General features: G+C 73.1%; 23 protein-coding genes. 19 read left to right on the top strand and 4 right to left on the bottom strand.

The genetic code is table 11. The annotated features are described in order from the left end of the window. Positions 1-137: 137 nt before the first annotated feature. A complete protein-coding gene (gene leuS, locus BUS84_RS14730; protein WP_074313050.1) occupies positions 138-2,978 on the top strand; it encodes a leucine--tRNA ligase in 2,841 nt (946 codons plus the stop codon). 236 nt (positions 2,979-3,214) lie between these two features. Here the strand turns inward: leuS and BUS84_RS14725 are convergent, their stop codons facing one another. From BUS84_RS14725 to BUS84_RS14710, 4 genes are read right to left on the bottom strand one after another with little or no spacing between them, the layout of a single operon-like run. Next, positions 3,215-4,006: a phosphotransferase gene (locus tag BUS84_RS14725; RefSeq protein WP_074318802.1), complete on the bottom strand. Its 792-nt coding sequence runs from the start codon at positions 4,004-4,006 to the stop codon at positions 3,215-3,217. Continuing rightward, entirely contained in the window at positions 4,003-4,692 is a 690-nt protein-coding gene (locus BUS84_RS14720; RefSeq protein ID WP_143728427.1) for a TVP38/TMEM64 family protein, read from the bottom strand. The genes BUS84_RS14725 and BUS84_RS14720 overlap by 4 nt, the downstream gene beginning before the upstream one ends. Then, entirely contained in the window at positions 4,689-5,408 is a 720-nt protein-coding gene (locus tag BUS84_RS14715) for a type 1 glutamine amidotransferase (protein WP_074313048.1), read from the bottom strand. Before BUS84_RS14715 ends, BUS84_RS14720 begins: the two co-directional genes overlap by 4 nt. Next, entirely contained in the window at positions 5,398-6,645 is a 1,248-nt protein-coding gene (locus BUS84_RS14710) for a MurT ligase domain-containing protein (RefSeq protein ID WP_074313046.1), read from the bottom strand. Before BUS84_RS14710 ends, BUS84_RS14715 begins: the two co-directional genes overlap by 11 nt. Positions 6,646-6,999: 354 nt before the next feature. Here BUS84_RS14710 and mraZ point away from each other — a divergent pair, with 354 nt between their 5' ends. From mraZ to BUS84_RS14615, 18 genes are all read left to right on the top strand, one after another. Further along, positions 7,000-7,431: a division/cell wall cluster transcriptional repressor MraZ gene (gene mraZ, locus BUS84_RS14700; protein ID WP_074313044.1), complete on the top strand. Its 432-nt coding sequence runs from the start codon at positions 7,000-7,002 to the stop codon at positions 7,429-7,431. 204 nt (positions 7,432-7,635) lie between these two features. Next, the gene (gene rsmH, locus BUS84_RS14695; RefSeq protein WP_074318800.1) at positions 7,636-8,748 is read left to right on the top strand and encodes a 16S rRNA (cytosine(1402)-N(4))-methyltransferase RsmH; all 1,113 of its coding nucleotides are present in this window, start codon (positions 7,636-7,638) and stop codon (positions 8,746-8,748) included. Next, positions 8,738-9,346, top strand: coding sequence for a cell division protein FtsL (gene ftsL / locus BUS84_RS14690; protein WP_074313042.1), 609 nt, complete (start codon positions 8,738-8,740; stop codon positions 9,344-9,346). Before rsmH ends, ftsL begins: the two co-directional genes overlap by 11 nt. 3 nt (positions 9,347-9,349) lie before the next feature. Further along, positions 9,350-11,557: a penicillin-binding transpeptidase domain-containing protein gene (locus BUS84_RS14685; protein WP_074313040.1), complete on the top strand. Its 2,208-nt coding sequence runs from the start codon at positions 9,350-9,352 to the stop codon at positions 11,555-11,557. Between the two features lie 52 nt (positions 11,558-11,609). Continuing rightward, positions 11,610-13,172 (top strand): UDP-N-acetylmuramoyl-L-alanyl-D-glutamate--2,6-diaminopimelate ligase, encoded by a 1,563-nt coding sequence (locus tag BUS84_RS14680; protein ID WP_084757477.1) that lies wholly within the window; start codon positions 11,610-11,612, stop codon positions 13,170-13,172. Continuing rightward, positions 13,169-14,572 (top strand): UDP-N-acetylmuramoyl-tripeptide--D-alanyl-D-alanine ligase, encoded by a 1,404-nt coding sequence (locus BUS84_RS14675; RefSeq protein WP_074313036.1) that lies wholly within the window; start codon positions 13,169-13,171, stop codon positions 14,570-14,572. The genes BUS84_RS14680 and BUS84_RS14675 overlap by 4 nt, the downstream gene beginning before the upstream one ends. Beyond that, entirely contained in the window at positions 14,569-15,693 is a 1,125-nt protein-coding gene (gene mraY, locus BUS84_RS14670; RefSeq protein ID WP_074313034.1) for a phospho-N-acetylmuramoyl-pentapeptide-transferase, read from the top strand. Before BUS84_RS14675 ends, mraY begins: the two co-directional genes overlap by 4 nt. Positions 15,694-16,004: 311 nt before the next feature. Further along, positions 16,005-17,441: an FtsW/RodA/SpoVE family cell cycle protein gene (locus tag BUS84_RS14665; RefSeq protein ID WP_074318799.1), complete on the top strand. Its 1,437-nt coding sequence runs from the start codon at positions 16,005-16,007 to the stop codon at positions 17,439-17,441. Then, positions 17,441-18,547: an undecaprenyldiphospho-muramoylpentapeptide beta-N-acetylglucosaminyltransferase gene (gene murG / locus BUS84_RS14660; protein WP_074313032.1), complete on the top strand. Its 1,107-nt coding sequence runs from the start codon at positions 17,441-17,443 to the stop codon at positions 18,545-18,547. The genes BUS84_RS14665 and murG overlap by 1 nt, the downstream gene beginning before the upstream one ends. Continuing rightward, entirely contained in the window at positions 18,544-20,106 is a 1,563-nt protein-coding gene (murC, locus tag BUS84_RS14655; RefSeq protein WP_074313030.1) for a UDP-N-acetylmuramate--L-alanine ligase, read from the top strand. Before murG ends, murC begins: the two co-directional genes overlap by 4 nt. Beyond that, the gene (locus BUS84_RS14650) at positions 20,103-20,921 is read left to right on the top strand and encodes a cell division protein FtsQ/DivIB (protein ID WP_074313028.1); all 819 of its coding nucleotides are present in this window, start codon (positions 20,103-20,105) and stop codon (positions 20,919-20,921) included. The genes murC and BUS84_RS14650 overlap by 4 nt, the downstream gene beginning before the upstream one ends. A gap of 255 nt (positions 20,922-21,176) precedes the next feature. After that, the gene (ftsZ, locus tag BUS84_RS14645) at positions 21,177-22,292 is read left to right on the top strand and encodes a cell division protein FtsZ (protein ID WP_074313026.1); all 1,116 of its coding nucleotides are present in this window, start codon (positions 21,177-21,179) and stop codon (positions 22,290-22,292) included. A gap of 9 nt (positions 22,293-22,301) precedes the next feature. Continuing rightward, positions 22,302-23,045 (top strand): YggS family pyridoxal phosphate-dependent enzyme, encoded by a 744-nt coding sequence (locus BUS84_RS14640; protein WP_074313024.1) that lies wholly within the window; start codon positions 22,302-22,304, stop codon positions 23,043-23,045. A 190-nt stretch (positions 23,046-23,235) separates the two neighbouring features. Further along, on the top strand, positions 23,236-23,928 hold the full coding sequence (locus BUS84_RS14635) for a cell division protein SepF (RefSeq protein WP_074313022.1): 693 nt from the start codon (positions 23,236-23,238) through the stop codon (positions 23,926-23,928). A 28-nt stretch (positions 23,929-23,956) separates the two neighbouring features. Next, the gene (locus tag BUS84_RS14630) at positions 23,957-24,262 is read left to right on the top strand and encodes a YggT family protein (protein WP_030334503.1); all 306 of its coding nucleotides are present in this window, start codon (positions 23,957-23,959) and stop codon (positions 24,260-24,262) included. 44 nt (positions 24,263-24,306) lie between these two features. Next, positions 24,307-25,110, top strand: a complete 804-nt coding sequence (locus tag BUS84_RS14625; protein ID WP_074318798.1) for a DivIVA domain-containing protein — start codon at positions 24,307-24,309, stop codon at positions 25,108-25,110. Between the two features lie 80 nt (positions 25,111-25,190). After that, positions 25,191-25,904 carry a hypothetical protein gene (locus BUS84_RS14620; protein ID WP_074313020.1) on the top strand — a complete coding sequence of 238 codons (714 nt, stop codon included), beginning with the start codon at positions 25,191-25,193 and terminating at the stop codon, positions 25,902-25,904. Positions 25,905-25,914: 10 nt separating this feature from the next. Beyond that, a complete protein-coding gene (locus BUS84_RS14615; protein ID WP_074313018.1) occupies positions 25,915-26,220 on the top strand; it encodes a DUF167 domain-containing protein in 306 nt (101 codons plus the stop codon). Positions 26,221-26,230 lie beyond the last annotated feature (10 nt).

Genomic DNA, 26,230 nt, shown 5'->3' with positions numbered 1-26,230 from the left:
TGCTTCTTACCGGGCCGTGCTGATGCGCTGAACGCGCGACAGCACGGCGGCCCCTCCTGCGCGAGGGGCTTTTTTGTGCCCGTCGCCGGCCCGGCCCGGTGGCGCCGAGACGAAGCGAAGCGAAGCGAGGAGAGACGATGAGTGAGGCAGCCGCACCGGCGGGCGACATCCCCCCGTTCCGGTACACCGCGGCCCTGGCCGACGAGATCGAAAACCGTTGGCAGGACATCTGGGCGCGCGAGGGCACCTTCCACGCCCCGAACCCGACCGGCCCGCTGGCCGACCCGGCCCACCCGCGGGCCGGTGCGGAGAAGCTGTACGTGCTGGACATGTTCCCCTACCCCTCGGGCGCCGGCCTGCACGTCGGCCACCCGCTGGGCTACATCGGCACCGACTGCTACGCCCGCTACCAGCGGATGGCCGGGCGCAACGTGCTGCACGCGATGGGCTTCGACGCGTTCGGCCTGCCCGCCGAGCAGTACGCGGTGCAGACCGGCACCCATCCGCGGACCACCACGGTGGCGAACATCGAGCGGTACAAGGCGCAGCTGCGCCGGCTGGGGCTGGCGCACGACCAGCGCCGCTCGGTGGCGACCATCGACACCGACTTCTACCGCTGGACCCAGTGGATCTTCCTGCAGATCTTCAACTCGTGGTACGACCGGGACGCCGGGCGGGCCCGCCCGATCGCCGAGCTGATCGCCGAGTTCGAGGGCGGTAACCGGCCGACCCCGGACGGCCGGCCCTGGGCCGAGCTGAGCGTCGCCGAGCGCCGCCAGGTCGTCGACGACCACCGGCTGGCGTACGTCTCGCAGGCCCCGGTGAACTGGTGCCCGGGGCTGGGCACCGTCCTGGCGAACGAGGAGGTCACCGCCGACGGCCGCTCCGAGCGGGGCAACTTCCCGGTCTTCAAGCGCAACCTGAAGCAGTGGATGATGCGGATCACCGCGTACGGTGACCGGCTGCTGGACGACCTGGACAGCCTGGACTGGCCCGAGCCGATCAAGCACATGCAGCGCAACTGGATCGGCCGCTCCACCGGTGCGCACATCGACTTCCCGACCGCCGGCGCGCCCGTGCGGGTGTTCACGACCCGGCCGGACACCATCTTCGGCGCCACCTACATGGTGCTGGCGCCCGAGCACGAGCTGGTCGACACGCTGGTGCCGGCCGCCTGGCCGGAGGGCACGCGGGACGCCTGGACCGGCGGGCACGCCAACCCGCGTGCGGCCGTCGAGGCGTACCGCAAGGCGGCGGCGGCCAAGACGGACGTCGAGCGGCAGGCCGACACCAAGGAGAAGACCGGCGTCTTCATCGGGGCGTACGCCACCAACCCGGTCACCGGCGGGCAGATCCCGATCTTCATCGCCGACTACGTGCTGGCCGGCTACGGCACCGGCGCGATCATGGCGGTGCCCGCGCAGGACGAGCGGGACTGGGCCTTCGCCGAGGTCTTCGAGCTGCCCATCGTGCGTACCGTGCAGCCCTCGGAGGGCTTCGACGGCAAGGCGTACACCGGGGACGGCCCGGCGATCAACAGCGCGGCGCCCGAGCGCGGCCTGGACCTGGACGGCCTGGGGGTCGCCGACGCCAAGTCGGCGATCATCGCCTGGCTGGAGGCGAACGGGCACGGAGCCGGCGCGGTGACCTACCGGCTGCGCGACTGGCTGTTCTCCCGGCAGCGCTACTGGGGTGAGCCCTTCCCGATCGTCTACGACGAGACCGGCGCGGCGATCGCCCTGCCGGAGGAGATGCTGCCGGTCGAGCTGCCGGAGGTGGACGACTTCTCGCCGAAGACGTTCGACCCGAACGACGCCGACTCGAACCCGGAGACCCCGCTGTCGCGCCGCCGCGACTGGGTCGAGGTGAAGCTGGACCTGGGTGACGGCCCGAAGCGCTACACCCGGGAAACCAACGTGATGCCGCAGTGGGCCGGCTCCTGCTGGTACGAGCTGCGCTACCTGGACCCGACCAACAGCGAGCGCTTCGTCGACGCCGAGAACGAGCGGTACTGGATGGGCCCGCGCGGCGAGGGCGACTGCGGAGGGACCGACCTGTACGTCGGCGGCGCCGAGCACGCCGTGCTGCACCTGCTGTACGCGCGGTTCTGGCACAAGGTGCTGTTCGACCTGGGGCACGTGTCGTCGGTCGAGCCGTTCCGCAAGCTGTTCAACCAGGGCATGATCCAGGCGTACGCGTACACCGACTCGCGCGGCAGCTACGTGCAGGCCGAGGAGGTCGTCGAGCGCGACGGCGCCTACTACCTGGGCGACCTGGTGGTCAACCGTGAGTACGGCAAGATGGGCAAGTCGCTGAAGAACGTGGTGACCCCCGACGACATGTGCGCCGCATACGGCGCGGACACCTTCCGGGTGTACGAGATGTCGATGGGCCCGCTGGAGGTGTCCCGCCCGTGGGAGACCCGGGCGGTGGTCGGCTCGTACCGGTTCCTGCAGCGGGTCTGGCGTGCGGTGGTCGACGAGGAGACCGGCGCGCTGCGGGTCACCGACGAGCCGGCCGACGAGGCGACCCGCAGACTGCTGCACAAGGTGATCGACGGCGTCCGCGGCGACATGGACGGCATCCGGTTCAACACCGCGATCGCGAAGCTGATCGAGCTGACCAACGGGCTGACCCGGCTGTCGGCGACGCCGCGCGAGGTGGCCGAGCCGCTGGTGCTGATGGTGGCGCCGTTCGCCCCGCACGTCGCCGAGGAGCTGTGGCGCCGGCTGGGCCACGACACGTCGCTGACGTACGCGGACTTCCCGACGGCTGACCCGGCGCTGCTGGTGATGGACACGGTCACCTATCCGGTGCAGATCAACGGCAAGGTGCGTGGCCGCATCGAGGTCCCCGCCGACTCGTCCGAGGAGACCGTTCGCGCGGCCGCGCTGGACGCGGTGGCCACCGCCCTGGCCGGCAAGGAGCCCCGCAAGGTCATCGTCGTCCCGGGTCGGGTGGTCTCGGTCGTCGCCTGACAGTGCCCTGACGATCAGGGGGCGACGGTGGGTGACCGGCGGGCGCGCTACGCGGCGTGACGTCGACGGCGGCGGACGCGGTAACGAGCGTTATGACTCAGAGGCATATTTATACCTCTGAGTCATAACGCTCTCCGGCGCATCCGTCGCCGGGCGCGGCACGCCGTCGTCTCCGCCGGGCGGCGAGCCGCCGTCGCCAAGCGCGGCACGCCGGTCGTTCGACGTGCGGCACCGCCTCAGGCGGTCAACGCCGCCAGCACGGCGGGGCGGTGGGTGAGCAGCCAGTCCTGCCAGCGGCGTACCCCCTCGACCGCGCCCAGGTCGCGTAGCCGGCGCATGCCCGGCTCGTCGCGGTCGGCGCCGGCGTCGATGCTCCGCCAGGTGCTCTCGATCTGCCGGAGCATCACGTCCACCAGCTCATCGCGGGGCAGTGCCGTCCGGACGGGTGCGGTGGACACCGCGTCGTAGGCGTCGCAGAGCACGCGGCAGCGTCGGCCCAGCTCGGTCGGGTCGGCGCCCTCGCCCAACGCCGCCCAGTGCCAGCCAGCGAACGCCACGTCCTCGATCCGTCGGCCCGGCCTGGCCAGATCCCAGTCGAGGAAGGTCGCCGGCAGCGGCCCGGCCGGGAAGTCCCGGTACACCGTGTTCTTCGGAGACAGGTCGCGGTGGCACACGGTCTCGGCGTCGCCGGCCAGCGGGGTGCCCGCACAGACGTCGTGCAGACGTCGGATCAGCTCGGCCAGCCGCACCAGCGCCGGGTCGGCGAAGAAGGCGGGGTCCTCCCGGTCCCGCCACGGCACCCGACCCGCCACGTAGCTGAGCATCTGCCGGCCGTGGGCGTCGACGCCCAGGTAGCGGGGCGCGAGGTCCGCGCCCACCCGGTCCAGGTGGTGCAGCAGCGCGCCGACGAAGTCCAGGTTGGCCGGTGGCGTACGCCGGACCGTGTCGCCGACCCGGACCACCTCGGCGACGAAGCCGCCGGCGAGCCGCTGCTCGCCGGGCAGGTCGGGCAGGTCGGGCCCGCTCATGGTCGGCTCAGCGCCGAGCGGCGCTGCCGCTCGGCGCGCCACCACTGGGAAATCAGCACCACGCTGGCGATCAGGCCGAGGCTGGCGGGGGCTGCGGCGTACCAGTTGATGTGGCCGGGGGAGGTGACCGCCGCACCGATCGCGGCGTACCCGAAGGCGGTCGGGGCGGAGGCGATCACGCTGCCGGCGAGGAACGGCAGCACCCGGGCGCCGGTGGTGCCGTAGCCGTAACTGACCAGTCCGAAGCCGGCGATCGGCAGCAGCCGGACGGTGACCACGCCGAGCACGCTCTGCCGGGCGAACCAGCCGTCCAGGCGGGCCAGCCGGCCACGGACCCGCTCGGCGACGAACTCCCGGCCGAGCAGCCGGCCGACCGTGAACCCGACCGCCGCCGCCACCAGCGCGGCGCCCAGGGCGTACGCGGCGCCCTCCAGCGGACCGAAGATCGCGCCCGCGGCGAGCGTGATGAACGTCCGGGGGACCAACGCGACCAGCAGCAGCGCGCCGCCGAGGATCGCCGTCAGCGGGGCGAGGTCGCCGAGCTGGTCAGCCAGCTGCGGCAACTGCGCCGGATCCGGCCGGGGTGCCAGGAGCACCAGCAGCGCGCAGAGGCCGATCAGTAGCACGAGCAGGGCGAACCGGGCGGCCGGCGGCTGCCGGAGCAGCCGCCGGACGGCCCGGATCATGCCCGGGCGGCGGCCACTGCGGCGCGGCGCTCGCTCCGGAGCCGGTCCGACCAGGTGTCGTCCAGCGGCGGGAGCTGGTGCGCGCCGGTGGCCCAGCGCAGCAGCAGGTCGGCCAGGGCGGGGTTGCGGGCCAGTGCGGGGCCGTGCGAGTAGGTGCCGAGCAGCTTGCCGCGCCAGGCGCCCTCGGTGCTGCCGTCGTTGCCGACCCCGGCGGTGATCCGGGCCAGCGGCGCGACCTCCGGGCCGAGGTGGGTGCGGCCGCCGTGGTTCTCGAAACCGGTCAGCGCGGGCAGGCCCAGCCGCGGATCGATCTCGCCGGCCAGCTCGCCGACGGCCCGGCTCGAGCCCCGGTCGGACTGCAGGTCGAGGAGCTCCAGGCCGCGGCACTGCACGCCCTTGGCGAAGAAGGAGGTGCCGAGCAGTTGGTAGCCGGCGCAGACGCCGAACACCACCGAGCCCTGGGCGACCGCGCGGTGCAGGCCGCCGTCGGCGATCAGACGTTGCGCGCCCAGCGCCTGAGGACCGTCCTCGCCGCCGCCGACCAGGTAGATGTCGGCGGTCGCGGGCAGCCGCTGGTCGGAGCGGACCTCCAGCACCTCGACCGGCATGCCGCGCTGGCGCGCCCGTCGGGCGAGGATCAGGGCGTTGCCCCGGTCGCCGTAGGTGGAGAGCAGGTCGGGGTAGATCCAGACGATGCGCAGGCTCTCAGTTGACACGGTCCAACTCCGCTCGGATGTCCTGGAACGCGGTGTAGTTCGCGATGACCTCCAGCCGCCCCGGCGGGACCGACCGGATCGCGTCGTCGAACGTGCGCACGTGCTGGAACGGCACGTCGTTGACGTCCAGTCGGACCGCCAGGTCGTACGCCCGGTCGCCGGTGATCAGCACCTGCCGGCCACGCAGCGGGGCGAAGTCGACGTCGAAGAGCCAGGAGGTGTCCAGCCCGTCGGGGTCGCGCGCGTTGATGGAGAGCAGGGTGGGCGCCTCGTCGGCCATGTCGAAGGCCTCCAGCCAACTGGCCGGGTTCTTGGCCAGCAGCAGCCGGATGTTGCGCCCGTCCTTGTCCACCTGCGCGTAGCGCCCGGCCACCGAGGTGACGATGCCGAGGCGGGACACCGCGTCGACCGGGCGGACGCCGAACTCGGCGGCCACGGCCAGCGCGGTCGCCGCGTTGCCGAGGTTGACCTTGCCGGGCAGTTGGAGGGAGACCTTGTGCCAGGCGCCGGTAGGGTCGAGCACGCCCTCGTCCTCGACGATCCACTGCGGCTCCGGCCGGCGCAGCGCGCAGCCGGTGCACCACCACTGGTCGCCGGAGCGCTGGATGGTGGAGCCGCACTCGGGGCAGACCCAGGAGTCGTCGTGCCAGCGCTGGCCGGCGCTGAACCAGGTCACGTGCGGCGGGTGGATGCCGTTGGCGGGGTCGGCCGGCGGGGTGGCGGCCCACACCACCAGCGGGTCGTCGGCGTTGGCCACCACCCGCACGTCGGTGTGCCGGACCAGCGCCGCGCGCCAGAGCTGCGCCATCATGGCGACCTCCTTGGCCCGGTCGAGCTGGTCGCGGGAGAGGTTCAGCAGCGCGACCACGTGCGGCTCGGTCGCCTCCAGCACCTGGGCGAGGTAGTGCTCGTCGACCTCGAGCACCGCGTACGGGGTGCTGCCGGCCTTGGCCAGCGCCGAGGTGTGCCCGCTGGGCATGTTGGCGCCGAAGGAGTTGGTGGCGACCCGGCCGAGCACGCCGACGGCGGCGGCGGCCAGCCGGGTGGTGGTGGTCTTGCCGTTGGTGCCGGAAACGAGCGCGATGGCGCGCCCGGCCGACAGGTGGGCCAGCAGGTCCGGGTCGATCTTCAGGCCGATCCACCCGCCGATCACCGAACCGTCGCCACGGCCGGCCGCCCGGGAGAGCGCCGCGGCAGTCCGGGACACGGAGCTGGCCACCTTGGCCCGTAGGGGCATTTTCGCGTCCGTCACGCGAGCGAGGTTACCGGACCGCCCGCCCCACCAGATCGCCGCCGACGGCGAACCGTTCGGTTGTGGCGCGGACGCGGGCGGCCAGGTCGGCGTCCACCGGACGGAGTCGATCTATGTCGGAAAGCGGACCACGCCGGGCGACGGCCGTGGCCCTCCACTCCGCTCCACCCCTTTTGACGTGCGGTTTTGCCCACGGATCGGGCGCGCCACGCGGTCGATTCTGGTTGCAGGTGGAGGGAAGTGGAGTAGAGTGGGGCCCAATGGTGAGGCCGGGAGGGCTCACCGGCCCGGGGGGTCAGCGGCGCCGCGAACGCCGCTTAAGGGCGAGGGGGTAGGGCCGTGTTTCTCGGCACCCACACTCCGCGCCTGGACGACAAAGGCCGGTTGATCCTTCCGGCCAAGTTCCGGGACGAGCTGGCGGGGGGTGTCGTGATCACCAAAGGGCAGGAGCGCTGCCTCTACGTCTTTCCGACCCCGGAGTTCCAGCGGATCGCGGAGCAGTTGCGCGCGCAGCCGATGACGCACAAGGCGGCCCGGGCCTACAGCCGGGTCTTCTTCGCCAGCGCGCACGACGAGGTGCCGGACAAGCAGGGCCGGGTGACGATCCCGGCCCACCTGCGGGCGTACGCCGCGCTCGACCGCGACCTGGTCGTGATCGGCGCGAGCACGCGGGTGGAGATCTGGGACCGGGTCGCCTGGGAGACCTACCTCGCCGAGAGCGAAGACGACTTCGCCGACATCGAGGAGGGGGTGCTGCCCGGCGGTCTGTAGGGCGGAACGGCGCCCGACGTACTGCGAGATCTCCAGCCGCTTTCGAGTTCCTGGCATCCCTTCCCCGGTGCCAGGCGCACGATCCAGTCATCGGGCGAAAGCCTGGTGCCCGGCGGGAGCGGATGGGGATCTGGCGGTACGACGGCGGCGCCGTCCGACGACAGGCGCACGAACGAACGGACGTTTCAACCAGTGGGGGTCAAGATGGGGGAGCTGCGCGGCACGCACGTGCCGGTGCTGCTCGAGCGGTGTCTCGAGCTGTTGGCCCCCGCGCTGGGTCGGGGCGGCCGGACGGTGTACGTCGACGCGACCCTGGGCCTGGCCGGGCATGCCGAGGCGATGCTCGAGGCGCACCCGGAGACGGTCCTGATCGGGCTCGACCGGGACACCGAGGCGCTCGCCCACGCACGGGTCCGGCTGGCCCGGTTCGCCGACCGGGTGCACCTGGAGCACGCCGTCTACGACGAGCTGCCCGAGGTGCTGGACCGGCTGGGCTATCCGGGCATCGACGGGATCCTGTTCGACCTGGGGGTCTCGTCGTTGCAACTGGACGCGCCCGACCGCGGGTTCGCTTACGCGCAGGACGCGCCGCTGGACATGCGGATGGACCAGACCCGGGGGGTGACCGCCGAGGAGGTGGTCAACACCTACGCGCATCCGGACCTGGCCCGGGTGCTGCGGGTCTACGGCGAGGAGAAGTTCGCCGGCCGGATCGCCTCGGCGATCATCCGGGAGCGGGAACGCGCCCGGATCACCTCGTCCGCGCGGCTGGCGGAGCTGGTTCGGGACTCGATTCCGGCACCAGCCCGACGAACGGGTGGACACCCGGCAAAGAGAACGTTTCAGGCTTTACGGATCGAGGTAAACAAGGAGCTGGCAGCGCTGGAGTCAGCGCTGCCGTCCGCGCTCGACTCACTGACCGTGGGCGGTCGCATGGTGGTCCTGTCCTACCACTCGCTAGAGGACCGGCTCACCAAGGCGGCGCTCGCGGACCGGGTCCGCAACAAGGGCCCGGTCGACCTCCCGGTCGAACTGCCCGGGTCCGGTCCGACGTTCCGGCTGCTCAGCCGGGGCGCCGAACTGGCGGGGGAGGCGGAGGTCGCCGCGAATCCGCGCGCCGCATCGGTGCGGCTGCGGGCCGCGGAGCGGCTCGACCCGAACGCGACACAGCAGGGGCGGACCGACCGCGAACGGTCCCGCCGACGGGTGAAGGCGATGCACCAACCGGGGACGGGGTCCGCGGGATCCGTGGGGGATCCAGGGACGCCGGGGGACGACAGAGGGACGGATGTAGAGGGGGAGGGACATGAACATTGACAAGCGCGAGCGTCGGGACGTCACCGGCGCCGGGCAGCGCACACCGCGGTCGGGGGGCCGGACCGCGGCGGAGCGGGCTCCGCGCGGGGGCAACGGTACGCCACGCATCGATCGAGTGAACCGGCAGGGGGAGGCTCGCGCCCGGGGGGCGCGCGAGTTCCCGACGCAGGGCACCGCCGCGCTGCGGCCGGCCGAGCGGGCCGGCGTCGCCGCCAGCGCCCGCCCTCCCCGGCTGCGGGTGGCGCCGCCGCCTCCGGTGTCGGTGCCGCGCGCGCCGTTCGCGGCGCTGATCGTGGTGCTGGTGGTCGGCGGGGTGCTGGGCATCCTGGCGGTCAACACCAAGATCAATGAGAACGCGTTCCGGCTGGAGAAGCTGCAGCAGCAGCAGGCCCGGCTGGACCTGGAGAAGCAGCAGCTGGACAAGCAGATCGCCGAGGCCAAGGCGCCGGGCAACCTGACCGCCGAGGCGCGACGGCTGGGCCTGGTGGACGCCGGCGAGCCGGCGTACATCCGGCTGCCGGACGGCCGGACCATCGGCGTGCCGAAGCCGGCGACCGGCGAGCCGTCGGTGACCAGCCAGCAGGGCTCTGGAGGCTGACCGGTGCCACCGAGGTCGGACGAGCCGCGCCGGGATCCCAAGGGGTCCCGGCGCGGCTCTTCGCGTGACGGCGGCCCCGTCGACGGGGAGCCGCGTACCGGGGAGCCGGGCATCGGGGGCATCTCCGGCGCCCGGGCGTACACCCCGCGGGGCCGGACCGTCCGGGAGGAGCGCGGCACGCCACCGCGCAGCGGGGGTGCCGAGCAGCGGCGTACCCCGCGCAGCACCCGGTCCGGCGATCCGTTCCGGCCCGCGTTGCAGGTGCTCGACGGCGGCCGGGCCGCCACCCGTTCCGGCCGGCGGGACGCCCCGGCGGCGGGACGCGGCGGGGTCGTGCGCACCGTCGCGCCCCGTACCCCGCGCGGCCCGGCCGGCGACGAGCCGCCGTCGCGCCGGCGGACCACGCCGCGCGCGCCGCGCCGCGCCGACCGCCCGCCGGCCCGCCGGCCGTCCCGCAAGCCGCCGCGACCGCCGAAGCTGGCCGACCCGCGGCTGCGGCTGCGGCTGGGCACCGCCCTCACCCTGACGCTGTTCGCCGCCATCGGCATCCGGCTGATCTTCCTCCAGGCGGTGGACACCCCGGCGTACGCCGGGGGCGGCGTCGCCGACCGGACGCGCACGGTCGAGCTGCCCGCGCCGCGCGGCGCGATCTACGACCGCACCGGTGAGCCGCTGGCACACAGCGTCGAGGCGCGGTACGTGTTCGCCGACCCGACCGAGATCGAGGACGCAGCCGCCACCGCGAAGGCGCTCTCCCCGCTGCTCGGCATCCCGGTGTCGAAGCTGACCGAGCTGATGAAGCCCCGCAAGCTGGAGAACGGCAACCCGTCCCGGTTCGAGTACCTGGCCCGGGGGGTGGAGATCCCGACCGCCAAGCAGGTGCTGGCGCTCGAGCTGCCCGGCATCGGGGTGCACCGTGACGAGCGCCGCGAGGTGCCCGGCGGCGACCTGGCGGCCAACCTGATCGGCTTCACCAGCCAGGACATGGTCGGGCTGGAAGGACTGGAGGCGCGCTACGACGAGCAGCTCGCCGGGCAGGACGGCAAGCGGGTGTACGAGGCCGGCCTCGGTGACCTCGCCGCGCCGATCCCGGGCGGCTACAGCCGGACCACCCCGGCCAAGCCGGGCAGCTCGATGACCCTCTGCATCGACCGTGACCTGCAGTTCCGCACGCAGCAGATCCTCAGCGCGGGGATGGCGCAGCAGCACGGCGGCACCGCCGCGGCCGTGATCATCGACGTGCCCACCGGCGAGGTGCTGGCCCAGGCCAGCCAACCCACCTACAACGCGGCGAAGCCGGTGCCGAGCGACCCGGTCGCCCGGGAGGACGCCGCGACCAGCTTCGTGGTCGACCCCGGCTCGGTGCACAAGGCAATCACGTTCGGCGCGGCGTTGCAGGAGGGGGTGATCACCCCGGACACCACGCTGCCCATCGCGAACAGCATCAAGAAGGGCGACACCTGGTTCTCCGACACCCACTACGCCAACGGCCGGCGGATGAGCGTGCCCGGGATGCTCGCCTACTCGTCGAACGTCGGCACCATCACCATCGCCGACCGGCTCGGCCGGGACCGCCTGATCGACTACCAGAAGCGGTTCGGGCTCGGCCAGCCCACTGGTGAGGGGGTGCCCGGCGAGGCCAGCGGCCGGCTGCTGCCGGCCGACGAGTGGAGCGGGTCGTCGTACGGGTCGGTGCCGATCGGGCACAGCGTCGACGCCACGCCGCTGCAGATGGCCGCCGCGTACGCCGCCATCGCCAACGACGGCACGTACGTGCAGCCACACCTGGTCAAGGAGACGATCGGCCCGGACGGCAAGCGCACCCCTGCGCCCGCGCCGGTCACCCGGTCGGTGCTCAGCCCGCAGAACGCGGCGGCGCTGCGCACCATGCTGGAGGCGGTCACCACGGTCGAGGGCGCCACCGGCGTTGGCGCGGCGGTCCCCGGCTACCGGATCGCCGGCAAGACCGGCACCGGCTGGCGGCTGGTGGACGGCAAGAAGCAGCCCGGCGAGGTGTCCTCGTTCATCGGCATGGCTCCCGCCGAGAAGCCCCGGTACGTGATCGCGGTCTTCGTGTACGCGCCGGGTGGCGGGGGCGCGGCGGTCGCCGTGCCGGCGTTCCGGGACATGATGCAGTTCACGCTGCGTCACTACCGCGTACCGCCGTCCACCGGCGGTTCGGCGCCCAAGTTCGTGGTCTATCCGCGCTGACCAGCGACGGCGGGACATCATCGGTGAGTGCCGAAGAACCACCGGGGCGGCTGTGCGGCCGGAACCGTGCGACCGGGTAGGGTCTGACGCCGTGCCCGGCAATCCACGTCCACGTACCGTGACCGGAGTCCGGCTCGGTGATCTCGCCGTCCGGCTCGTCGTCGACCTCCCGGCGGACGACGCCGGAGTGGTAATCACCGGGGCGACCCACGCCAGCCAGGAGGTCTGCCCCGGCGACCTGTACGCGGCGTTGCCCGGCGCCCGCCGGCACGGCGCGGAGTTCGCCGCCGGCGCCGCCGAGGCGGGCGCGGTGGCCCTGCTGACCGACCCGGCCGGCGCCGAGCTGGCGGCGGGGACCGGCCTGCCCGTCCTGGTGGTGCCCGACCCCCGCGCGGTGCTCGGCGAGCTGGCCTCGGCCGTCTACGGCGACCCGACCGCCGACCTCACCGTGATCGGCGTGACCGGCACCGCCGGAAAGACGTCCACCGCCTACCTGATCGAGTCGGGGTTGCGCGCCGCCGGGCACACCACCGGGTTGATCGGCACCGTGGAGACCCGGCTCGGGGACCTGGTGATCGACAGCGTTCGCACCACCCCAGAGGCGACCGACCTGCACGCCATGCTGGCCACCGCCCGCGAGCGGGGCGTCACCGCGGTGGTCATGGAGGTCTCCAGCCACGCGCTGGCCATGGGCCGGGTGGGCGGTGTCCGGTTCGCCGTCGGCGGTTACACCAACTTCGGTTCCGACCACCTGGACTTCCACGCCGACAGCGCCGAATACTTCGCCGCCAAGGCGCAGCTCTTCGACGGCCGGTGCGCGGTCGAGGTCCTCAACCACGACGACCCGGCGCTGAAGCCGCTGTACCGGCCGGCGACGGTCAGCTACTCGGCGGCCGGCGACCCGGCCGCGACCTGGTGGGCCGACGGCGTGGACGGCGAGGGGTACGCCCAGCGGTTCACCGCGCACGGCCCGGACGGCGTGGTCCTGCCCGCCGGGGTGGCGCTGCCCGGGCGGCACAACGTGGCCAACGCGCTGCTGGCCATCGCCGCGCTGGTGGGCGCCGGGGTGGACCCGTCGACCGCGGCCGCCGGCGTGGCCGCCTGCGGCGGTGTGCCCGGCCGCCTGGAGCTGGTCGACGTCGCCGGGCCGGTGCGCGGGGTGGTCGACTACGCGCACAAGTCGGACGCGATCGTGGCCGCGCTGGCCGCGCTGCGTGAGCTGAGCGCCGGCCGGTTGATCTGCGTGATCGGCGCCGGCGGGGACCGGGACCGGGGCAAGCGGCCGGTGATGGGCGCCGCCGCGGCGGAGGGGGCCGACGTGGTGCTGGTGACCGACGACAATCCGCGCACCGAGGACCCGGCGGAGATCCGCGCCGAGGTGCTCGCCGGTGCGTACCGGGCCGGCACGGCCGCCCGGATCATCGAGGTGGCCGGCCGCCGGGCCGCGATCGACGAGGCCGTCCGGCTGGCCGCGCCGGGCGACGTGATCGCGCTGCTCGGCAAGGGTCACGAGCGGGGCCAGGAGGTGGCGGGCGAGGTGTTCCCGTTCGACGACAGCATCGAGCTGGCCGACGCGCTGCGGGCCCGCTTCGGGGATCTGGCGGGTCAGCGGTGATCGCGCTGAGCCTGGCCGAGGTGGCCGCGGCGGTCGACGGGCGGCTGGTCGCCGCCGACCCGGCCGCCACCGTCACCGGCCCGGTCGAGTTCGACTCGCGCAAGGTGGTGCCCGGGGCGCTCTTCGTGGCCTTCCCGGGGGAGAAGGTCGACGGGCACGACTACGCGGCGGCGGCGATGTCGGCTGGAGCGGTGGCCGTGCTCGGCACCCGCGAGGTGCCCGGGGTGCCGATGGTGCTGGTCACCGATGCGTTGACCGCGATGGGCCGGCTGGCCCGCGCGGTGGTGGACCGGCTGCCCGGGCTGACCGTGATCGGCCTGACCGGCTCCTCCGGCAAGACCACCACCAAGGACCTGATCGGCCAGCTCACCGCCCGGCTCGGGCCCACGGTGGCGCCGCCCGGCTCGTTCAACAACGAGCTGGGGCACCCGCACACCGCGTTGCGGGCCGGGCCGGACACCCGCTACCTGGTGCTGGAGAAGGGCTCGCGCGGGGTGGGGCACGTGCGCTACCTGTGCGAGATCGTCCCGCCGCGGATCTCCGTGGTGCTCAACGTCGGGACGTCGCACATCGGCGAGTTCGGCTCGCAGGAGACGATCGCCGTGGCCAAGGGGGAGCTGGTCGAGGCGCTGCCGCCGGACGGGCTGGCGGTGCTCAACGCTGACGACCCGCGGGTGGACGCGATGGCGAGCCGGACCCGGGCCCGGGTGGTCCGCTACGGCGAGGCGCCGGACGCCGACGTGCGGGCCGAGGACGTCACGCTGGACGACCGGGGGCGTGGGTCGTACACCCTGGTCACCCCGGAGGGGAGCGCGCCGGTGCGGCTCGGGCTGACCGGCCGTCACCAGGTCTCCAACACCCTCGCCGCGGCGGCGGTCGCCCGGGAGCTGGGCATGCCGCTGGCCGAGCTGGCCACGGCGCTCGGCGAGCTGGGGCTGGTCTCGACCCGGCGGATGGACGTCTTCGACCGCCCCGACGGGGTGACTGTCATCGACGACTCGTACAACGCCAACCCGGCCTCGATGTCGGCGGCGCTGAAGGCGCTCGCCAGCCTCGGTCAGGGTCGGCGTACCGTCGCGGTGCTCGGCTACATGGCCGAGCTGGGCCCGTTCGAGCGGGACGGCCACGCTGAGGTCGGCCAACTCGCGGCCGAGCTGGGTGTCGACCGGCTGCTCGTGGTGGGCGAGCCGGCCGCGCCGATCCATGAGGGCGCGACAGCGGTAGGGAACTGGGGAGGAGAGTCGGTGCTGCTCACCGATCAGGCGGCGGCCGTCGAGGTGCTGCGGGGCGAGCTACGGCCGGGCGATGTCGTCCTGGTCAAGGGCTCCCGGTACCGGACGTGGGAGGTGGCCGACGCCCTGCGCGCCGACGCCACCTCCGGGAACGGAGCTACCGCGTGAGGGCGGTCATCGTCGCCGTCGGGGTGGCCTTCCTCGTCTCGCTCTTCTGCACCCCGATCGCGATCAAGGTGTTCACCCGGCTCAAGGCCGGCCAGCCGATCCGGGCCGAGGGCCCGGCCATGCACCAGACCAAGAAGGGCACGCCGACGATGGGCGGCGTGGTCTTCATCCTGGCCACGGTGATCGCGTACGTGGCCGGGCACCTGGCCCTGACCTCCCTGCCGGACGCGCAGATCGCCCAGGTGGAGCCGACCATCACCGCGTTGGTGCTGCTGGGGCTGATGGTGTTCTCCGGCGCGGTGGGCTTCCTCGACGACTTCCTCAAGGTGCGCAAGCGCAACAGCGCCGGGCTGAACAAGCGCGGCAAGCTGCTCGGCCAGATCCTGGTCGGCGCGGTCTTCGGCGTGGTGGCGCTGTACTTCCCGAGCACGATGACCGACGCGACGGGCAAGGTGACGAACACCGAGACGGTGGGCAGCACCACGCTGAGCTTCATCCGGGACATCGACGCCCTGGAGGTCAGCAAGATCGGCGCGGTGATCATCTTCATCTTCGTGGTGATGGGTGCGACGAACGGGGTGAACCTCACCGACGGCTTGGACGGTCTGGCCACCGGCGCCTCGGTGATGGTGCTCGCCGCGTACGCGTTGATCGCGTTCTGGCAGTACCGGCACTGGTGCGCCGACCCGAGCTACACCCAGGACTACTGCTACGCCGTCCGTGACCCGTTGGAGATCGCGCTGATAGCCGGGGCGGCGGCGGGGGCCTGTGTCGGCTTCCTGTGGTGGAACACGTCCCCGGCGCGGATCTTCATGGGTGACACTGGCGCGTTGGGGCTGGGCGGCCTGATCGCCGGCATGGCGATGTCCACCCGGACCATCCTGCTGCTCCCGATCATCGGCGGGCTCTTCGTGATCATCACGATGTCGGTGGTGATCCAGATCATCTCCTTCCGGACCACCGGCAAACGTGTGTTCCGGATGTCGCCGTTGCAGCACCACTTCGAATTGGCCGGCTGGAGTGAGGTCAACATCGTGGTCCGGTTCTGGATCATCGCCGGCATCGGCGTGGCCATCGCGCTGGGCCTGTTCTACAGCGAGTTCCTCGCCAACATGACCTGACCGGCGAACGCCGGCCATTCCACCACGGCCCCCGGTCCCGCCTGCGGCGGACGACCGGGGGCCGTGGCGTGTCCGCCCGACACGCCGGGGGCACCGGTGTGGGCGTGCCCGGCGCACGAAGCGGTGATGATGTCCCGGTGGGGGAGGAACCAGGCACCGAGGACAGGACAGCCGGCCGGCCGCGGCGGTCGCCGGGCGCGTCGCGTACCGCGGCGCCACGCGGCCCGGACGACAAGCGCGGCCCGGACGACAAGCGCGGCGCCGAGCCGGGCGCGCCTCCGCGCGAGCCGGAACCGGTCGCTGTCGCGCCGCTGCGCGGACTGGACGCCGCCGGCGGGCTGGCGGCGCTGCGCGGCCTGCTGGACCGGCCGCTGGCGTCCTACTACCTGCTGCTGTCCAGCGCCGGCCTGCTGCTGCTGATCGGGCTGACCATGGTCTTCTCGGCGACCAGCGTGCGCGACTACGCCGAGGACGGCAACGCCTCGGCCTCGGTGACCAAGCAGGCCATCTTCGCCGTGATCGGCATCGGGGTGTTCTGGGCCTGCCAGCGGCTGCCCGCCAGCACCTACCGGTCCTTGGGCCGGCCGCTGCTGATCACCGCGGTGGCGCTGCTGCTGGTGCTCAACCTGCTGCTCGCGTACGCCCGGCTGACCGACCAGGACTCGGCCCGGATCGGCCCGATCGAGGCGCGGCTGCTCTGGCTGTTCATCGGCGGGATCCAGGTGCAGCCCTCCGAGCTGGCCAAGTTCGCGCTGGTGCTGTGGGGCGCGCACCTGATCGCCCGCAAGGGCGCCGCGCTGGGCTGGTGGCGGGAGCTGGCCACACCGCTCTTCCCGGTGATGGGCCTGCTCTTCGTGCTGGTCGGCTACAACGACGTGGGCACCATGCTGTGCCTGCTGGCCCTGGTGGTCGGCCTGCTCTGGGCCGCCGGGGTGCGGATGCGGGTCTTCGGCGCGCTGACGGTGGTCGGGCTGCTCGGCGTCGGCCTGCTCATCGCGGTGGCGTCGCTGGGCGCCGGCTCGGGCGAGCGCGGCGAGGACAACTACCGCCTGGCGCGACTCACCCTCTTTCTCAACCCGCCGCCGCCGGACCAGTGCGGGGACCCCTGTTACCAGTTCTACCAGGGGCGACTGGCCATCGAGCACGGCGGCTGGTTCGGCGTCGGGCTGGGCAAGAGCAGCCTCAAGTGGGACTGGCTGCCCGAGGCGCACAACGACTTCATCTTCGCGATCATCGCCGAGGAACTGGGCGTGATCGGCTGCGTGGTGGTGCTCGCGCTCTTCGCGGTCCTGGCGTACACCGGGCTGCGGATCGCCCGACGGGTCGACGACCCGTTCCGGCGCCTCGCCGCCGCTGCGGTGACCACCTGGCTGGTCAGCCAGGCCGTGATCAATATCGGTGGGGTGGTCGGGCTGCTGCCGATCACCGGCCTGCCGTTGCCGTTCATCTCCGACGGCGGAAGTGCCCTGGTCGTGACGTTGGCCGCGATCGGCATGCTGGCGTCCTTCGCGCGCGCCGAACCCGATGCGGCCAGAGCACTGCATGCCCGTCCGCCGGCCCGGTGGGTCCGACTACTCTGGGCCCCGTTGCCGCCGCTTCCCGGCCGGCGTCGCCGGCCGGCGACGCCGCCGGCTGGCCGAGGGTCCGTGCCCCGGTCCCGCGAGCGGCGCCAGGACGACCAGGCCGCACCGCGCGGGGTCCGGCAGGACCGGAGCCGCCGCGGTACGGCGAGCGAGAGGAGACGCTGATGGGTCCGCTGCGTTCGGTGGTGCTCGCGGGAGGTGGCACCGGGGGGCACGTCTACCCGCTGCTCGCCTTCGCCGACTGCCTGCGCCGACACGACCCGGGCGTCCGGATCACCTGCCTCGGCACACCACGCGGTATGGAGAACGAGCTGATCCCGCCGCACGGCTACGACCTGCGGCAGATCCCGGCGTACCAGCTGCCCCGGTCGGTCAACATGAACCTGGTCCGCACCCCGGGCCGGATGTGGACCGCGGCGCGCGCCGCGGGCAAGGTGATCGACGAGGTGCAGGCCGACGTCGTGGTCGGCTTCGGCGGGTACGTCTCGGTGCCGGCCTACCTCGCCGCCTGGCGCCGGGAGCTGCCCATGGTGATCCACGAGGTGAACGTGCCACCGGGGGTGGCCAACCGGCTGGGCATGAAGTTCACCAAGAACGTCGCCGTCGGGTTCCCGCACCAGCCGAGCCAGGCCGAGTCGCTGCGCGACGCCACCGTGGTCGGAGTGCCGCTGCGCCGCAGCATCGCCGCGCTGGACCGGTACGCGCTGCGCAACGCCGCCCGCGCCCACTTCGGGCTCCGCCCGGACCTGCCGGTGCTCTTCGTCGCCGGCGGCTCGTCGGGCGCCCGCTCGATCAACCTGGCGGTCTCCGGGGCGGCCAAGGAACTGGCCCGCAACGGCGTGCAGGTGCTGCACGTGATGGGCGCCCGCAACGAGCCGGTGCCGATCCCCAGCGACCTGCCGGTGCCGTACGTGACGCTGCCGTACCTGTCGGAGATGGAGCTGGGCTACGCCGCCGCCGACCTGATGCTGGGCCGGGGCGGGGCGATGACCTGCGCCGAGGTGGCGGCCATCGGGTTGCCCACGATCTACGTGCCGTACCCGCACAGCAACCAGGAGCAGAAGCGCAACGCGCTGCCCGTGGTGGAGGCCGGCGGCGGGCTGCTGGTCGACGACGCGGAGCTGACCCCCGACTGGCTGGAGCGCACCGTGATCCCGCTGATCCGTGACCCGCAGCGGCTGTACGCGATGGGCGCCGCGGCGTCCGCGTACGGGCGGCGCGACGGTGACGAGGCGCTGCGCTCGTTCGTCATCGAGGCGGTGGCCCGATGACCGCGCAGTTCACCCCGGCCGGCACGCGCACCGCCGAGGACCTGGGCACCATCCACCTGATCGGGGTGGGCGGGGTTGGCATGAGCGGGCTGGCCCGGCTCTTCCTCACCCGGGGCATCCCGGTCTCCGGCAGCGAGCTGCGCGAGTGGCCGTCGCTGGCCGGCCTGCGGGCGCTGGGCGGGACGATCCACATGAGCCACGAGGCGACCAACCTCGATGGCGTGGACACCGTCGTCTACTCATCGGCCATTCCGCAGGACCACCTGGAGATGGTCGAGGCGCGCCGGCGCGGACTGCGGGTACTGCACCGCTCCGAGGCGCTCGCCGCGGCGATGACCGGCCGCCGGGCGGTGGCCGTCGCGGGCACCCACGGCAAGACCACCACCACGTCGATGGTGACCATGGTGCTCCAGCAGGCCGGGGTGGACCCGTCCTTCGTGATCGGCGGGGAGATCTCCGAGGTCGGCTCGGGCGCCCACCACGGCACCGGTGAGTACTTCGTGGTCGAGGCGGACGAGAGCGATCGCTCGTTCCTCATCTACCGCCCGTACGTCTCGATCATCACCAACGTCGAGGCGGACCACCTCAACACCTACGGCGACTACGCGACGCTGGAGGCCGCGTTCGTCGAGTTCGCCCGGCTCACCGACCCGGACGGGTTCATCATCACCTGCGCCGACGACCCGGGCGGGCGGCGGCTGGCGGAGACCCTGCGCGCCGAGGGGCGGCAGGTGCACACGTACGGCGAGGCAGCCGACGCCGACCTGCGGCTGACCGAGATCGTCTCGTCCGCTCGCGGGGTGCGCTACCTGGCCGCGATCGACGGCCGGTCGCTGGGCGAGTTCCGGCTGCCGGTGCCGGGGCGGCACATGGGGCTGAACAGCGCCTCCGCGGTGCTGGCCGCGTATCTGCTGGATCTGCCGCTGCCGGCGGCGGAGGCCGCGCTGGCGGTCTTCCCCGGCGTGCGGCGGCGCTTCGAGCGCAAGGGTGTCGCGGACGGCGTGCTGGTCTACGACGAGTACGCCTACCACCCGACCTCGATGACGCTGGCGTTGCAGACGCTGCGCGAGGTGGCCGGGGAGGGGCGGGTGATCGTGGTCTTCCAGCCGTACCGGCTGTACCGCACCCGCGACTCCCAGGCGGAGATCGCCGAGGCGCTGGCCATCGCCGACGAACTGGTGCTGCTTGAGGTCTTCGGGCCGGGCGAGCTGCGCCAGCCCGGTGAGGGCTCGGCGGCGCTGATCGAGGCGGTGGCGCTGCCCGCCGACCGGAAGGTCTTCGTCGACTCGTGGGAGGAGGCGCCGGTCGAGGTGGTCCGGCGGGCCCGCCCGGGGGACGTGGTGGTGACCATGGGCGCCCCGCCGATCTCGCTGATGGGTGACGAGCTGCTGTCCGGCCTGCTCGCGCGCGCCGGTTCCGCGCCGACCGCGACCGTCGACCCGGTGGCGACCGCCCCGGCGGTCGGCGGTCCGGTGCCCGGCGGGGCCACCGCCGGTGGCGACGGAGCGGCCCTCGGTGGCACCGCCGCACCGGACGGCGCGGCGCCCACGGCCGGATGAGCCCCGGCCCGGCCCGAGGGCGGACCAGCGCCGCCGAGGGCGGCGCCCCGCGGCGTGGTCCGGTCCGGCGCTGGCAGCTGGTCCGGGCCGGCCGCGACGCGGTGCCGCCGTCGACCCGCCGGTTCATGGCCCGGGCGCGCCAGCGCCGGATGCGCGCGGCGCTGCCGTGGGCGGTGGCCGCCGGGGTGCTGGCGCTGGTCGGGCTGGTCGCCTGGACGGTCCTCGGCACCGGGCTGTTCGGGGTCCGCGAGGTGCGGGTGGAGGGCGCCGGCCTGGTCACCCCGGTGCAGGTGCGCGACGCGGTCGGGGTGCCGGACGGGGTGCCGTTGGCCCGGGTGGACCTGGCCGCCGCCGCCCGGCGGGTCGGTGCGTTGGCGCCGGTGGAGCGGGCCACGGTGTCCCGGGACTGGCCCGGCGCGCTGGTGGTCCGGGTGACCGAGCGGACTCCGGTGGCGGCGGTGCCGCAGGGGGAGGCGTTCGCCCTGATCGACCGGACCGGGGTGGCGTTCCGGACGGTCGCCCGACGCCCCGACGAGCTGCCGGTGGTGAAGGTGGCTCGGCCGGCCGTCGACGATCCGGGCACCCGGGCCGCGCTCGAGGTGCTCGTCGCGCTGACCCCGCAACTGCGTGCCGAGCTGGTGGACGTGAGCGTGGAGGGGTTGGCCCGGATCAGCCTGCGGTTGCGCGGTGACCGGACGGTGGTCTGGGGCGACGCGACCCGGAGCACGGACAAGGCCCGGGTGTCCACCGCGCTGCTCGGCGAGGACACCGACCGGATCGACGTGAGCGCGCCGGATGTGGTGACCTTTCGCTGACCGGAGGGCGCGTCGCGAGGTGCGGAAAGGTGACTCGTTGCGCTCCGGGCGGCGACACGCCGGGCGGGTCCTTGGCTCATCGCGCGGCGGCGCTTACGTTGCCCCGAAGAGGATCAGTGGTTGACATAACTGTAAGCCTCTAGTAGAGGGTGAGGGTTCAGCTCTGATCCTCGCTGGTGACAGCTCTCGTCGGCCGCCGGTCTGGCCACGCCGTACCCGGTCGGCCGAAGCCAATCTCGAAGGGAAGGACCGGAGATGACACCTCCGCACAACTACCTGGCGGTCATCAAGGTCGTCGGCATCGGGGGAGGCGGCGTCAACGCCGTCAACCGGATGATCGAGGTTGGGCTCAAGGGCGTCGAGTTCATCGCGATCAACACGGATGCCCAGGCGCTGCTGATGAGTGACGCCGACGTCAAGCTCGACGTCGGCCGGGAGCTGACCCGTGGGCTGGGCGCCGGCGCCAACCCGGATGTCGGCAAGAACGCCGCCGAGGACCACCGGGACGAGATCGAGGAGGTGCTCAAGGGCGCCGACATGGTCTTCGTGACCTGCGGTGAGGGCGGCGGCACCGGCACCGGTGGCGCGCCCGTGGTGGCGAACATCGCCCGCAAGCTCGGCGCGCTGACCATCGGCGTGGTGACCCGGCCGTTCTCCTTCGAGGGCAAGCGCCGCCAGGTGCAGGCCGAGTCCGGAATAGACGAACTGCGCAACCAGTGCGACACCCTGATCGTCATCCCGAACGACCGGCTGCTGGCGCTGGGCGACCGTGGCATCAGCATGATGGACGCGTTCCGCACCGCCGACCAGGTGCTGCTCTCCGGTGTGCAGGGCATCACCGACCTGATCACCACCCCGGGTCTGATCAACCTGGACTTCGCCGACGTCAAGAGCGTGATGAGCGGTGCCGGCAGCGCGCTGATGGGCATCGGCAGCGCCCGCGGCGAGAACCGCGCGGTCGAGGCGGCCGAGGCGGCCATCTCCAGCCCGCTGCTGGAGCAGAGCATGGACGGCGCGCGCGGCGTGCTGCTCTCCATCGCCGGCGGCTCCGACCTGGGCCTGTTCGAGATCAACGACGCGGCCCAGCTGGTCACCGACGCGGCCCACCCGGACGCCAACATCATCTTCGGCGCCGTGATCGACGACGCGCTCGGCGACGAGGTGCGGGTGACGGTCATCGCGGCGGGCTTCGACGGGGGCGCGCCGGCGTACAAGGCGGCCGAGCCGACCCGCAAGACCAACACCAACCAGCCGGCGGCGCAGAGCGCCCCGGTCCCGGCGCCGGCCACCATGCCCGCGCCGACCCAGTCGCCGCGCCGGGTGCTCTTCGACGACGTGGACGTGCCCGACTTCCTCAAGAACGGGTCCTGAGCACCGCCGATGACCGACAGCTCAGCCACGGTACGACCGGACCGGCGCGCCGAACTCGCGGCCGGCCTGGCCCAGGTTCGGGCCCGGATCGCCGACGCCTGCGCCGTCGCCGGCCGGGATCGTGCCGAGGTCACGATGATCGCGGTGACCAAGACCTACCCGGCCAGCGACGTGTTGGCGCTGGCCGGGCTCGGGGTGACCGACGTGGGGGAGAACCGCGACCAGGAGGCGGCCGGCAAGGCCGCCGAGGTCAGCGCGGCCGGGGTGAGCCCGCGGTGGCACTTCATCGGCCAGTTGCAGCGCAACAAGGCCCGCTCGGTGGTCCGGTACGCCGACGTGGTGCACTCCGTCGACAGTGTCCGGCTGGCCCGGGCGCTGGCCACCGCGTCGGCCGACCGGGAGCGGCCGCTGGACGCTCTGGTCCAGGTGAGCATCGACGGCGACCCGGCCCGGGGTGGCGCGTTGCCGGGCTCGGCCGACCCCGGGGTCGGGTTGGAGCCGGTGGCCGAGGCGGTGGCCGACTCGCCGATGCTGCGGCTGGCCGGGCTGATGGCGGTGGCGCCACTGGGTTGGGCGCCGGAGCGCGCCTTCGCCCGGCTGGCCGAGGTGGCCGAGGCGTTTCGCTTGGTCCATCCGGGAGCGGTCGCGTTGTCCGCCGGAATGAGCGGCGACCTGGAAATCGCGATCCAATACGGCGCGACACATGTCCGCGTCGGTAGCGCGTTACTCGGAATGCGCCCCACGCTGCGGTAGCCTGACCGCGATAGAAGCAAATTACATCAGTGTTGTTTCAGGAACGGCGTCTCCTAGTCGGGGGTCGTGACGCGCGACGCGAATCGCGCGTCAGGGGATTGCCGTTCCGGTCCGATGGGCATGATTGTCCACTCGCGACGGGCGACATGGCACGGGGGCGCGTGCCGCACGGCGGACGGAAGGGCGCGGGATGGGTGCACTGCGCAAGGCGGGGGTCTGGCTCGGTCTGGTCGAAGAGGACGATGAGCGGGCCTACGACGACGGTGGCTACGACAAGGGTGGCTACCGCGACTCGCGTTACCGGCAGAGCCGGTACGCCGAGGAGTTCGCCGACGACGACGACGAGGACGCCGAGGAGCCACCGGCTCCCCGGCCACGGGGCAGCGAGCGGACTCGGCTCTCCGAGCGCTCCAACGGGCGGGTCGGCGAGTCCGACCGGGGCGACGGCGAGCGTCCGGAGCGCGTCGAGCGGTCCAGCGTCCGGTCGATCACCCGGTCCTCGGCCGGCGAGACCTCCGGCGCGCTGACCTACCACACCCGGGACAACCTGGCTCTCGCGCCGCAGGTCACGGCACGGGAACGGGCGGTGCCCGAGGAGGAGCAGCGTTACCAGATCACCACGCTGCACCCGACGACGTACCGGGAGGCGCGCACCATCGGTGAGCACTTCCGCGACGGGGTCCCGGTGATCATCAACCTCACCGAGATGGATGAGGCCGATGCCCGCCGTCTGGTTGACTTCGCCGCCGGTCTGGCGTTCGGGCTGCGCGGTACGATCGAGCGCGTGACCAATCGGGTGTTCCTGCTCTCACCGGCCAATGTCCAGGTCACCGCGGAGGACAAGGCCAAGATCGCTGAGGGCGGATTTTTCAGTCTGAGTTGATCGCCCGACCCGAGGGACGTCGCTGACCGTGTTGTCGATCTTGCTGCAAGTGTTGTACCTGATCCTTTATGTCTTCCTGCTCCTTCTTCTGTCCCGGTTTGTGCTGAGCGCCGTCCTGCAGTACGGCCGCCGGTGGCAGCCGGGGCGTGGAGCATCGGCTGGACTGGAATCCGTGTGGAGCGTCACTGATCCCCCTCTCAACGCGTTGAGGCGTGTGATCCCTCCGCTGCGAATTGGTACCGTGAGCATCGACCTGGCCTCCCTTGTGCTCCTGGTTATCCTGTTCGTGCTGATGGAGTTCGTGTTAGGGCCGTCGATCAGGGCATCTGCCTGATGACCGACGCGCTTTCGCGGCCGCAACTGACCCGAGGAGTTTCGATGCCGCTGACCCCGGCCGACGTACACAACGTCGCCTTCAAAAAGCCGCCGATCGGCAAGCGGGGGTATGACGAGGAGGAGGTCGACGCCTTCCTGGACGAGGTTGAGCGCGAGCTCGCCCGTCTCATCGAGGAGAACAACGAGCTGCGCGCCCAGGTGGAGCGCGGCGGCCGTGGCGGTGCCCCCGCCGGCCCCGGCGGCGACGCCCGACTCGCGGCGGAGCTCAACGACGTCAAGGCACAGCTGGACCGGGTGCAGCGCGACAAGGCGGCGGCCGAGCAGGCCGCCCGCGCCATGCAGTCCGAGCTGGAGCAGGTCCGCGCGACCGGCGGCCCGGGTGCGGTCACCGGTGACGGCGAGCAGCAGGCCCTGCGAGTGCTGATGATGGCCCAGCGCACCGCCGACGACCACGTGTCCGACGCGCGCCGCGAGGCCGACCAGCTCCTGTCCGAGGCCCGCAGCAAGGCCGAGGAGGTGACCCGCGAGGCTCGCGCGAAGGCCGACGCCCTGGAGCGGGACGCCCGCCAGCGGCACCAGGAGGCCATGGGCGGCCTGGACGCCAAGCGCACGGCGCTGCAGAAGCACATCGAGGAGCTCAAGCAGTTCGAGCGCGAGTACCGCACCCGGCTCAAGGCGTACCTGGAGAGCCAGCTGCGTGACCTCGACGGTCGCGGCCAGGGCCTCGAAGCCGAGATGACCCGCTCCGAGGCAGGCCGGGTCGCCGGTGGCAACGGGCTGGCCGCCGCGGGTCTCGCCGGTTCGTACGGCGGCGGGCGCTCCGGCGCCCTCGAAGCCGGACGCTGAGCACCGGCCGGCGATCGCTGTCCGCAGATGGTGACAGTCGCCGGCACCGCCTGGACGGTACGACGCGGCGGGGGTGAGCCGTGATAGTCGCGAGTCTCCTGCTCATCCTCGTCGCAGTGGTGCTACTGGTGCTCGGCCTGGCCGGTGGCTCCAGCATCATGTTGATCATCTCCATCGCGGCCAGTCTGCTGGCCGCCGTGGCGTTGGTGGTGGGCGCCCGCCAGGCAGCCGCCACCCGCGCCACGGCGGAGCCCGGCCGGACCGGCCGGCGGAGCCCCGGAGCGCCCCGCACGGCCAGCCAGGCCGGACCGGGTGTCGCGTACGGGCCGCCGCTGGTCGAGCCGGAAGTGCCGGTCCAGCACGTGCCCACGACGGTCGGTACCGGCGGCACCGGGTGGCGGCAACCACCCGAGCCGTCGGCCGACCAGGGATCGCCGTTCGAGACCCCGGCCGATCACGCTTCCGCCCGCGCCTCGTCCGCCAGTCAGGCGTCGCCCTTCGCGACGCCGGCCGACGAGGCGTCCGGCGTTGGTGCGCCAGCGACCGATGCCGTGGCGGACGAGGAGCCGGCCGCGCAGCCGGTCACCCCCGCCGAGGCGGCCCGGGTGGCCCGGCTGCCCGACCCCGTCCAGGTGGTGGACGGTCGACCCCGCTACCACCTCGCCAGCTGCCGGCACCTCGTCGGCCGGGCGTCGGAGACGCTGCCGGTCGCCGAGGCCGTCGAGCTCGGCTTCACCCCGTGCGCGCACTGCGCGCCGGCCACCGCCCTGCTCGCCGACGCCCGGCCGATCTGAAGCGGCACCGGTGCCCGCGCAGGACACGCTCACCGTGGCGGTACGGGTGAAGCCCGGCGCCTCCCGGGACCGGGTCGGTGGCCGGTTCGACGGCCCGCACGGCCCGGCCCTGGTGATCGCGGTGCACGCCCCGGCCGTGGACGGTCGGGCCACCGAGGCCGCCCGCCGGGCGTTGGCCGGCGCGCTGGGTGTCCGGCCCGCTGCGGTGTCGCTGCGTACCGGCGCGGCCAGCCGGGACAAGCTCTTCCTCGTCGACCGTCCCGACCCGGCGCTGTCCGAGGTGCTGCGCCGGCTGCGCGACGGATCCGCCGGGTGAGGAACGCCCG

Source organism: Micromonospora cremea (assembly GCF_900143515.1).
GTDB lineage: Bacteria > Actinomycetota > Actinomycetes > Mycobacteriales > Micromonosporaceae > Micromonospora > Micromonospora cremea.
This window is presented reverse-complemented; position numbering and strand designations above follow the sequence as displayed.